Source organism: Selenomonas sp. KH1T6, from assembly GCF_900108415.1.
GTDB lineage: Bacteria > Bacillota > Negativicutes > Selenomonadales > Selenomonadaceae > Selenomonas_B > Selenomonas_B ruminantium_A.
This window is the reverse complement of sequence record NZ_FNWN01000057.1, coordinates 1-11276: the sequence shown is the minus strand read 5'-3', so window position 1 is coordinate 11276 and position 11276 is coordinate 1. Positions and strand designations below refer to the sequence as shown.

Genomic DNA, 11276 nt, shown 5'->3' with positions numbered 1-11276 from the left:
AGCAAGTCTACAACAAGCGCACATCTGCCGAACGCGCAAACAAATACATAAAGATTGACGGGTTGTTGGAAGAAGGGCACCATCACTCTTCCATGATGTGGTATATTCGGTTATTCGCAATAATATCCGTCATCCATGTAAATGCCTGGCGTAAGCGTGCTTGAACTCTGAAAAAATTTGTTTTTCAGAGGCTGGTTTTTCTGCGCCAATTTTCTCATACGCTTTCAAGCTATGGTATTCCAGCTTTGTGTAAAAGCATTTCCCATCACCTCAATACCAACAGCCACACATTCTCATTTAGATTACCGGGTTTTCTAATTCACATAATGGTGTCCGTGTAACGATGTAAGACACCTTCTGTTGGCACACTTCGACATCATATGGAAATTCCCTTCCTAGGAATCGTTATTTAAAATAATGAAAATGGTTATCATGAGCATTTTTTTAGACATCAGGTGCACTATAATTAGGATATAGGCAGATACGCACAGGGAGGAGGAGAATCTGATGAATAGCTGGGATGAATTGGCAAAGGGAGAAAATGAGGAACTGCTATGCTGCTTTCAAACAGCGATATCATACTATGAAAAGTCGGCAGAAGAGAATAATTTTGAAGCTATGGAGCACTTGGCACAAATCTATGAGGATGGTTTAGGCATACAGCGTGATTTGCTCAGAGCCAGAGATTGGTGGCTGCGGGCCCAGAATGGATATACTGCTGACGCGTTTTTGAAAGCAGGAGATATCTATTCTGCAGGGACAAGAACAAACCAGGATATAGTACTTGCCAATCAGTTTTATAAAAAAGCTATCATGCATAAAAGATATAGCAGCTGTGATAGGGAGGGATATAAATTAGCTGAGGCCATAGAGTATTTAATGAATATTTGTTCAGAGAGTCCTGATGTTGGTGGCAGATATATCGAAAAATCATTGGCTGATTTGATAACTGCAACAATATCATTGAATCCTGACAATCTTGCACTCCGTAAACTGCTGATGAAATCTGTTCCTGGCTATATAAATAAGGATATCCTTCAAAAGGCAGCAGATATGGGGAGCATTTGGGCCATGTATAGATTGGGGAGTTTGTATCTGGAAGGTGACAGCGCCTGGGGGCTGGAAAAAGATACTCATAAAGGTTTTGAATGGATACTGCAGTCTGCGATGAATGGCAACACCCTGGCTATGCTGCAGGCAAGCGATTGCTATGCGGCGGGGATAGGGACGACAAAAAATTATGACGAGGCAGCTATGTGGGCAGGCCAGGCGGCAAAATTTGGCGGCCCCAATTTATGCAATCTCCCCGATTCGCTTTCATATTTGAACTTGAACAATATGGTCCATATCCACTGGTCAGCAGTCCATGCGGTGAAGGAAGCCATTCCGTGGCACGAAAACAAGGCAAAGGCAGGAGCAATTGATGCCATGCTGGTAATGGCTGGACTTTATGAAAAGGGTGAAATTGTACCAAAGGATAGCGGCAGAGCTTTATACTGGCATGAACAGGCTGTTAAGTTCAGCGCAAAAGACAATATAAAAAGTGATTACTATTTAGAAAGGTTAACACCATGGCCTGACGGGAAATCTCGCTCATGGTCATATTATAGAAATAAAGACGTGGCATGCGATGAACATGGCAGGCTGGCTTGCAAGCTGGCAGCAAAACTGGAAAGAGGGCAGGGGTTGTCACAAGATACAGACAGGGCAAAGGAATGGTACGCCAAGGCTGCGCAAGCTGGAAACTTAGACGCTTTGCACAGACTGGCTTGTCTTTGCAGAGAAGAAATACGTGAAGATCCATTCTATATTGCCAAATGGCGTACTACAGTGCGGAAACTGCCCAGAACCAGAGCGCTGCTCAAATATGCAGAGGAAAATTACCCTACATATACACAGGAAGCATTTTTCTGGTTTTTCCAGGCTGCGATAGATAGTGAGCATGGAGATCCTGATGCCTTGCTGGCTGCTGCCTGCCTTTTGAGCAAAGGCGATGGCATAAGCAGGAATGCCACGTTAGCAGAAGCATTTTATAAGCAGGCTATCGCATGGAATAAACGAGAAGCCGAAAATGGCAATGTTGGGGCCATGTATAATCTGGCTGTCATGTATCGTGATGGTGATGGTTTGACACAAAATGCAATCGAAGCGGATTATTGGTTCAATAAGGCTTCCAGAAAGGAACTGGAAGCAGGAGAGCCGAAGCTTTTGGGGGATATCTGCTATCAGGATAAGGGGAAAAATATAAATGAATTAAAGGTGAGCTTATACATTTATGCAGCAATATACGGAAGACTTGCCATTAATAAAATCCTGTTTTATAGCCCGGATTGGGATATTCAAGGCTTTCTTGATTCAATGTTGCCAGAGGATTTTTCCAAACATCAATCTGTCTTGTTAAAGGACAGAACAAAAACAAATGCTTTTATTACCAGGAAGGAATTGAAAATAAACCAGTCGCTGACGATATTTGAGGGAGAGAATGACACTTCAACAGGCAGGAAGTGTTATTTTCATCGCAAGCACTTCAAGTTTTTCTTTATTGTGACCTACTTGGATTGTGAAAATGAAATGAAACGCGTGCAGCTCCTGACCGAGGCGGCACAAGATGCAGATACGCCCACATGTGTTATAATGATTAATCATGGAGGACGCAACAAGCGGCAGGAAGAGTTCATACGATATATTTCACACAGGTCAAACTCATTTATTGAAATTGACAATGAGTATATGACGCAGGCTAAAAAGGCGAACAGGATAGAGTCAGTAATGCGACGGATAATCCAGTCTTTATGAAGATAATCTCTCTAAAAAGGATTCTGTGGAATATTGTATGGGGAAAAAGGAGATTTTATGAAAACAGTAAAGATATCAGGTAATTGTTCTGAAGCTATAGTCTACACGACAGACAATGCTGGCACTGCCTTGGATGAGTATGCCATAGCCCAGCTGAAAATGCTGACAGACAATCCGGCGACTGCAGGCAGTAAGATTCGTGTCATGCCGGATGTACATCCTGGCAAGGTCTGTACCATAGGCCTGACTATGACTGTAGGGGAGAGGATTTTGCCTGAGGTAGTAGGCATTGATATCGGTTGCGGGATGACCCTGGCCAAGCTGAAGAAATTCCGTCCTGAATATCCGCGCTTGGACAAGGCTATTGCCGAAAATGTCCCCGCAGGCAGTAGCATCCGCAAGAAAGTACACCACCTGGCTGAAGACTTTGATTTTGACAGGCTGGAAGCAGCCAGGCATATCCGTCGTGACCGCGCTCTGCTTAGCTTGGGCACTCTTGGTGGCGGCAACCATATGCTGGAGATTGATTTCGATGACGAGAAGAATGCATATCTTGCTGTCCACTCCGGCAGCCGCCATCTGGGCAAGGAACTCACCGAGTATTACCTGTCAGCAGGACAGAAAATCCTGAAGGCCAGGGGGGAAGAAGTGCCCTACGAGCTGACTTACCTTGAGGGAGAGTTGATGGCCTCCTATCTGCACGATCTGGAGATAGTGCAGGAATATGCTGCTCTGAACCGGCGCATTATGATAGAAGAAATCTGCAAAGCGATGAAATGGAAGGTTGAGGAACTTCTTTCCTGCCATCACAACTATGTGGATTTTCGCGATGTGCAGCCTATGCTGAGAAAAGGTGCCATATCAGCCCGGAAGGATGAACTGGTCATCATCCCTATCAACATGCGGGATGGTATACTACTGGGCAAAGGCAAGGGGAATGAAGCTTGGAATCAGTCGGCTCCACATGGTGCCGGGCGTATCATGAAGCGGGTGGATGTAGCCGGCCGCTACACAGTCTCGGACTTCAAGCGAGAAATGAAGGGAATCTATTCTCCAAGCATAGGCAAGGACACTCTGGATGAAGCACCCTTTGCCTATCGCGGTCTGGATGAGATTCGAGAGACCATCGCTGACACAGCTGAGGTGACAAAGGTGCTTCGCCCAGCTTACAATTTCAAAGCAGGAAGGGAGGACTAGGCAGTGCGGCTGCAAATAAGCTCCGGGCAGGGCCCGGCAGAATGTGAACGGGCAGTATATCTCATGGCTACAGAATTCCAGCGGGAATTTCCTGATGCCAAAGTTTTTTCTGTAGTCAAAGGACATAACAAGGATTGTTTTTGCTCCATCACCCTGGAGACAGAGCAGGATGCTTCCTCACTGTCAGGTACGGTGGCCTGGATATGCCAAAGCCCCTTCCGTCCACATCACAAGCGAAAGAACTGGTATATTCACGTTAGCCTGCTGCCTGATGAAAGCCATCAGGAAGAAGATAGCGAGTACAAGTTGGAATACTTCCACTGTGGCGGCAAGGGCGGGCAGAATGTCAATAAGGTAGAAACTGGCGTCCGCCTCACCCATATGGCTTCGGGACTGACTGTTACAGCCACAGAAGAGCGAACCCAGGAGGCTAATCGCAGGATTGCCCAAAAGAAGCTTGAGGCTCTGCTGGCCAGCCGTCAGGAGGAGGCAGTTGCTCGGCATAAAAACGAAGCTCGTCATGAGCATTATGAACTGGTAAGAGGCAATCCTGTTAGAATTTACGAAGGCCAGCGTTTTCAGCGCAAAAGCTAAAAGAGCATATTTACAGCAAGGCACTTGTCACCATGATAGGTGCCTTGTTTATTTGAAATAAATATTTTTTGATGAATAATTTTTTAGACATATCATTTTCTAAAATAGAGATAAAGAGACAATTGGAATGTAATGTGTCAAATGTGTATAGCTGAAAACTGCTGGGAGGTTTAAAAAAATGGCCGAAAATCGTATGCCACCACAAAATATAGAGGCCGAAAAATCAGTGCTGGGGGCCATGCTCATCAAAAAAGAAGCTATTATTTATGTACAGGAAATACTGAGTCCTGAGGACTTTTACAGAGAAGCGCATAAGGTGGCATATGAAGCCATGTTAAAACTGACGAATAATGAAGAGGCGGTTGACATCGTTACCCTCACCGAGGAGCTACGAAAAGAAGGGCATCTGGAGAAGATTGGTGGTGTGCGCTTTGTCACGGACATTGCCTATACGGTGCCCACAGCGGCAAATATTTCTTACCATGCCAAAATCGTTAAAGAGAAAGCAGAGCTGCGCCGTCTTATAGATGCAGCTACAGCTATTGCTACAGCTGCATATGAGGACACGGACGAAGTGGCGAATATCATGGACGAAGCAGAAAAGCGCATACTTGCAGTGGCGGCGGGGCAGAAAACAAGCGGCTTCGAGTCTATGAAAGCAATTCTCTTGCGCACTTTCGAGCGAATCAACAGCCTTTATGAATCCAAGGGAAATATTACAGGCATTTCCACCGGCTTCAGGGATCTTGATGCCATAACAAGTGGTCTGCATCCCTCAGATCTGGTGTTGGTGGCTGCTAGACCCTCTATGGGCAAGACGGCCTTCACGCTAAACATAGCTAGTTTCATTGGTCTGCACAACCTGGGAACAGTAGCTTTTTTCTCTTTGGAAATGAGCAAGGAACAGCTTATGCAGCGAATGCTGTGCTCCGAAGGCGGCATTGATGCTCAAAGGCTTCGCACAGGGAAGCTTGAAGATGATGAATGGACGCGTCTCGTGGAAACCAGCAATCGTTTGAACCAGTCTCCTATATACATAGACGATACCGCGGGCATCACGGTGATGGAACTGCGCTCCAAGGCGCGTCGCTTGAAAGCAGAGCGAGGCCTTTCCATAATTTTCATAGACTATCTTCAACTGATGCAGGGGCGAGGGGCTAAAAACAGCGACAGTCGCAATCAGGAGATTTCCGACATTTCCCGTTCCTTGAAGGCTTTGGCCCGTGAACTCGATGTCCCGGTCATTGCTCTCGCACAGCTTAATCGTTCCGTGGAAAACCGCCAGGGGAGGCGTCCGATGCTGTCCGATTTACGCGATTCAGGCTCATTGGAGCAGGATGCTGACATAGTCATGTTTCTCTACCGTGAAGACTATTATGACAGAGATACAGAAGCAAAGAACATTACGGAAGTAATTATTGCCAAACATCGCAATGGGCCAGTGGATACGGTCAAATTATACTTTCAGAAGGAATTTACCAAGTTCAGAGATTTACTGATAGAGTGATAGATGCATATGGCTATTTCACGAAAAATATTTTGTTTAATGTTCATTTTTATATAATAGGCGACAGTAAAAAGGTCTGACGCTAAACAGCAGACTTGTTATCGTGAGCATGCAGAGGAAAGATGCGCAATGAGTCAGGTAATTTTAATCACATCACCCAGATATTCAGGAAAAACTACCGCTACAGCTAATATTGGTGTCGGACTTATCAGAACAGGGAAAAAGGTACTCTAGATTGACATGGATAATGAATTTGAGAAGACACGTCCGAATCATCGTTTCCTTAAAAATCCATTGCTACGGTAGCAGAGAACATTAACTTCATCAAAAGTTAGTACATTACTGGACAATCAAAGAATGCCTGAATAGGCGAGGTGGCATCGGTGATAAAAAAGACCTTTTATTTTGATGTGGAAACAGAGGAATGGCAAGAGGGTACTGGCCATGCATCAATGGTTGAAGATCAGATTAACTTGCTGGCGCGGGAGGGGAAAGACAGATATTTTATCCCGTATCAATGGACGGTTGCAGCTAAGGACGACAGTATTTTAGAGGTGTCCCTGGATATTTTCATGGTTGGCTTCGCCAAGGGGAAAGTGCAATCGATACAGGAAAAACAATGGCTCATCGAATGCGACTTCGCCCATAGCCAACTTCAGGCATGGCCGATGGCCTTCATGAAGGAACGTCAAAAAGGTTGGGTGAAATTTTTTCACTGCCCAGAACATGTCACCTTCCCCGATATGATGGGAGCTTCTTATGTTGAGATACCCACCGTGGTGACAGATACGGCCATATATATTTTGCAAGGATATGCAGAGAGGGAATTCGGTTTTCGCCCAACATCTATGGGGAGTCTGCACGGTCTCAAGCACATGATTGCCTTCTGTAATCGACCACTGGATATGAACATATACCTCCTGCGCCATGTTATTGGAGAACCTTATGAACTGCTCTTTCCCAGAGAGCAACGGGACAATTACCATCCGCTCTGCTATTATTTGCAAATAGACCGTCCCCCCAAGAGTCTGCGACGTTTCTACGGTGAAATGCCGGAGAACTTGGTGGCGTATGTGCTTTTGCGTCAGTTGGGATTTCGTGACATTAATGTTATACGCCGCTTTTTTCAGCGGGAAGTTATCTTCGGCTACCATTTGGCAAAACTGACATTTCATCCGGAGACGGGAAAACTGGAAGATAACTGTCGGCAGCAATTCAATCCTTATTTGGAATGGATGGAGTGTTTCTGCCGATGGTATTTAAAACATCGCTCCGAGTCGCAACTAGCTAACTACCTGCAACCGTTGGTGGCACTGAAATGGACTCAGGACACCATTGACATACTGCGTATGTTTGTTGTGAGCAATCTGGACAGAGACGACAGACTGCTAACGCCGGAAACCCGTCGGCGGTTGCTCCGGGAAGGTTTCACCTCTGCGGTACATGATGACATGATGCATGACTTGGCGAACGTTCTGCCACGGCTAGAACATGGTTGCTTGCAATGGTATGATATTCCCAATACGTCTATTCAATATACGGATAAGGAAAAAGCGTATGCCGATGAAATCGATGGTTACCGTTTTGTCCTGCCAAAAGAGTCAGATGATTTGCGGATATATGGCAAGAGATTTCATAACTGTGTGTCCAGTTACCGTCTAGCTGTATTGGAGCGGAAATCACTCATAATGGCAATGGTGCAGGAAGACCGCTATATCGCCTGTATAGAAATCCAGCAAAGACGGGTCGTACAAGCTTTTGGCCCTTGCAACCAGCAGTTATCGCCTCCGATACAAGAGGTTATAAAGCATTGGGCAAAGGAAAAGAAGATTGTCTATGGCCGGCGTTAATGTAAAAATTGCTAATTTCCTGTATGGTGGAGTTGGCCAAGAAGATTTTGATGTGATGGCAGCTACTCAATATGCTGTTGTCAGTCATCATCATATGGGTTTTATTTCTGCTTCATGATTATTTTTTGTTTGATGGTCATTTTTTTTCACATCGTTTTTGTACAATATATGTATAGAGGAAATAACTTCTTATAAGATTTATGGAAGGAGACATCAATCATGAGTACATCAGAAGAAGGCATTGTGAAGAAGGTAAAGGCAGCCGATGGAGGAGAAAATCGAAAAGAGAAGATCTTTATAAAAGTGGGCGAGGATAGGCTTAGGTTGTCAGATATCCGCAGCTACGGCATAAAGGATGGTGTCCGCTATCTGGTGAAGAATGCCAACATGGTCCAAACTGACAAGATGTCTTTTGAGAGTCTCAGCTACTATGATCCGGAGTCTCAGGATGATCCAATGTGTGACATATATGAACGCCCCATCACAATAGATGGCCGCCTTGTTCGTATGGGCAGTTTGTCGGAGGATGATTTCGTCATCGAGAGAAGCCGTATTCTTTATATCGATCATCGTGAATATCATGAAAAGGCCGTGAGTTTCAATATTGATGAGGTTTTGAAGGAGCTGGATACGTACCTTCTTTGAGCAGGTGACAGGAAAACATAAGTAGAGGAAAAGGCATCTGCAATTTGATAGATGCCTTTTCCTCATATATCGTGAAAGATCAGCCATGATAAGAGATAAAATGGGCTGATTTGATATGCGCCGAAAAATATAGGCTATGTAGTTTAGGGGGGACTTTATATGGCATCTACATCAGAAATAATATTATCTGCTGAAGAAAGAAACAGGCAGATTAATCTAATTGTTGGAAATTATAGCCGTGTCTTTTTACATTCTTTCGATACGGATATTCGAGTAGAATATATCGCAAGAACATTATCTGTACTTGATATAAAGCCACATATAATTGCAGTAGCTTTTCAACGTTTGGCAATGACTCAAAGTGAAATGCCTACGCTTAAAGAAGTTATTGATGTAATAAGGAGTGTTGAGAAGTCTGCTGGAATAGTTGGCAATGATGCCCCAAATCCTCAAAATGCGTGGCATGAAGTTATTCGTCACTTATCAGCCATATATCCATCTGAGTGGTCACATCCGTTTATTGAGCAAGTCGTGAAGAAAATCGGTGAGCGATATATTACTGAACATGAATGGGAAGCACGCGAATTATTTATTAGTGAATACGAAAGTTTATGTGATGATGAAATGAACAAAATACTTTTAGGGATGTTGTGAAATATTAACTATATTTGTTCACATAGCCTCTATGATGATTATTTCTGATTGCGTAGTCAAGCAGTTGTACTGCTAAAGTTTATTATTAGTGCCCCCGTATCATCCTGCCATGCCGACGCTAAGAGGTTTTTTTCTTTGTCTGGCCAAGCGCTTTTCCCTTCGTCGAGTAAGCAGGGAGGGCAGATTGTTATGAATTGGTTGTCCTGTCGGTAATTGCTATAATCGAGAACAATATCATCTATGTAAGCATATCCCATTGTTTTTAGATAGTCAAAGTATCTTGGATCCCATTCATAATCCATGCCCATGAAACCTGTTTTTGGATGTGCAAAGGGGGAAATGCAGAGTTTCAGGCCTCCTGTGGCATCATAATAGCGTGCTAATTCAGGTGCAGAACTAACTTCAGGGAAGCGGGGCTGGGGGGCGTATATTTCCAGGGATCTAATATCGGATGCTTTGAATATGAGGTTGTGGTAATCTATGTTTATTTTCATTGTCTTCAAATGTTTCAATGGATTTTGAAGAGTTTTCTCCCTATCTGTGACAAAATCCAAATGGTACATATTCATACCTCCAATCGTTACTGCAATATAAAACAAAAATTTTCAATTTAGATAAGTTTTCAGATAATATAGCAATCCGTCTTCTTTTGGTTTTTATGATATGTCAGATTATGTGTATGTTTTTTGTATATTTCAATTAGAAAATATGGTCCTAAGATAATTTTTTGAAAGAAGCAGGATGTTCATGTGTGCATGTAGAATATGTTACGCAAAGTTTTAGGTGTATTTGATGTGCGAAAGGATGTGTGTAATTATGCCTAATGCAAAGGAAAAAGAGCTTTTAAAGATGTATGCGCAAAAGAATCTAGGTAGTATAGTCCCGCCTTCTAATCCTTGCTGTGTAGAGTGTAATAAAGAGCATAAGAGTAAATTTGAAACTGATTTATTTAAGCCAGTTTCTGCATGGGTAGTAGGAGATAATTTTGATAGCCAAGAAAAACGTATTCTTTTTGTTGGTAAAACAGCAGTAGGAGCTGGTGAAAATAAGTATTTTTATCCAGGTTATCCCGATGATGGAGAAAATCATTATTGCACGGAAGTGTTTTTTGATGCTAGAAAAAAACTTTGGCCCAATTATAGTAGGTTTTGGAGTACGATTAGTAATGTATCTAAAAGGATTTTCCTAAACGTTCCTATTGATGATTTGGTGGAGTATATTGCTATAACTAATTTAATTAAATGTAATTGTGGACATGAATCATGCGCTAGTGGACATATTGAAAAGTTTGAATTTATGCGCTTTAACTGTATAGATTATCTTGATATAATAAGAAGGGAAATCTCTATTATAAACCCAACACATATCGTCTTTTTGGTTGGGAAAAATTTCGATGAAAATATTTGCTCTATATTTGATGAATTAAATATTATACAAAGGATAAGTCAACCTCGTAAAGATAGATGGATTGGTGAAGGGCGTTTGAGTGATTTGGGACATAAGATACATATTTTGAGAACTTGTCATCCGCAGTATGCACCTAAAGATATAGAAGATAGTATAGTTGACTTTATCACCAATAATCAATTAATCTAAGCCCTTGTTACTAAATGGTTCTAATGGACTCGTGGCTGTCCCAAATTCTGTGTAAACTCCATATCGTGATGTAAAATTATTATTAACTCAAACTTCGCAGTTGTGAAACTGCCAAATTATTCGACTTGTACCATTTCCTAAAAAAATAGCATAAGCTCTCTCCGTTTTGTATAATGAAAGTGACAGCAATCATAACATAAACGGAGGGCTTATGCCATGAACATTGTATCACAGAATCATATCTTTGGTGAACAACTTTCTTCAAAAATATCTTGTTTCCTGGAAGAATTCCATGTTGGCAAGATACTCAAGGCCTGCAATGCCTATAAGGTTCGCGGTTTCTCTGTAAGCAATGTGTTTAAGGTTGCATTCGAGAATGCCTTTCGCAACAAGTCCTTTTATCAGCAGGAAAAGATGGATTCATCTGTTATTCCCTT

At 42.9% G+C, this 11276-nt stretch carries 10 protein-coding genes and 1 pseudogene; 10 read left to right on the top strand and 1 reads right to left on the bottom strand.

Going from position 1 to position 11276, the window contains the following annotated elements; all coding sequences use genetic code 11:
• Positions 1 to 507 precede the first annotated feature (507 nt).
• The 8 genes from BLW59_RS16520 to BLW59_RS16490 all read left to right on the top strand — a co-directional run bounded on the left by BLW59_RS16520 (position 508) and on the right by BLW59_RS16490 (position 9243).
• Positions 508 to 2796, top strand: a complete 2289-nt coding sequence (locus BLW59_RS16520; RefSeq protein WP_074698905.1) for a tetratricopeptide repeat protein — start codon at positions 508 to 510, stop codon at positions 2794 to 2796.
• Positions 2797 to 2853: 57 nt separating this feature from the next.
• Complete coding sequence (locus BLW59_RS16515) at positions 2854 to 3993, top strand: RtcB family protein (RefSeq protein ID WP_074698902.1); 1140 nt, start codon at positions 2854 to 2856, stop codon at positions 3991 to 3993.
• Positions 3994 to 3996: 3 nt separating this feature from the next.
• Complete coding sequence (prfH, locus tag BLW59_RS16510; protein ID WP_074698899.1) at positions 3997 to 4587, top strand: peptide chain release factor H; 591 nt, start codon at positions 3997 to 3999, stop codon at positions 4585 to 4587.
• Positions 4588 to 4765: 178 nt separating this feature from the next.
• The gene (dnaB, locus tag BLW59_RS16505) at positions 4766 to 6094 is read left to right on the top strand and encodes a replicative DNA helicase (protein ID WP_074698896.1); all 1329 of its coding nucleotides are present in this window, start codon (positions 4766 to 4768) and stop codon (positions 6092 to 6094) included.
• Positions 6095 to 6477: 383 nt separating this feature from the next.
• On the top strand, positions 6478 to 7944 hold the full coding sequence (locus BLW59_RS16500) for a PcfJ domain-containing protein (RefSeq protein ID WP_074698894.1): 1467 nt from the start codon (positions 6478 to 6480) through the stop codon (positions 7942 to 7944).
• Positions 7931 to 8062 (top strand): hypothetical protein, encoded by a 132-nt coding sequence (locus tag BLW59_RS18270; RefSeq protein ID WP_318258720.1) that lies wholly within the window; start codon positions 7931 to 7933, stop codon positions 8060 to 8062. Before BLW59_RS16500 ends, BLW59_RS18270 begins: the two co-directional genes overlap by 14 nt.
• A 101-nt stretch (positions 8063 to 8163) precedes the next feature.
• Positions 8164 to 8589, top strand: a complete 426-nt coding sequence (locus tag BLW59_RS16495) for a hypothetical protein (protein WP_074698891.1) — start codon at positions 8164 to 8166, stop codon at positions 8587 to 8589.
• Between the two features lie 159 nt (positions 8590 to 8748).
• On the top strand, positions 8749 to 9243 hold the full coding sequence (locus BLW59_RS16490; RefSeq protein ID WP_074698888.1) for a hypothetical protein: 495 nt from the start codon (positions 8749 to 8751) through the stop codon (positions 9241 to 9243).
• Positions 9244 to 9299: 56 nt separating this feature from the next.
• Here BLW59_RS16490 and BLW59_RS16485 read toward each other — a convergent pair whose 3' ends face one another.
• A complete protein-coding gene (locus tag BLW59_RS16485; protein ID WP_074698886.1) occupies positions 9300 to 9806 on the bottom strand; it encodes a hypothetical protein in 507 nt (168 codons plus the stop codon).
• Between the two features lie 253 nt (positions 9807 to 10059).
• On the opposite strand from BLW59_RS16485, the gene BLW59_RS16480 reads away from it, so the two are divergent.
• Together BLW59_RS16480 and BLW59_RS16475 are read left to right on the top strand one after the other, a co-directional pair.
• Positions 10060 to 10839 carry a hypothetical protein gene (locus tag BLW59_RS16480; protein ID WP_074698883.1) on the top strand — a complete coding sequence of 260 codons (780 nt, stop codon included), beginning with the start codon at positions 10060 to 10062 and terminating at the stop codon, positions 10837 to 10839.
• 216 nt (positions 10840 to 11055) lie between these two features.
• Positions 11056 to 11276: pseudogene (locus tag BLW59_RS16475) on the top strand (transposase); the annotation flags it as partial.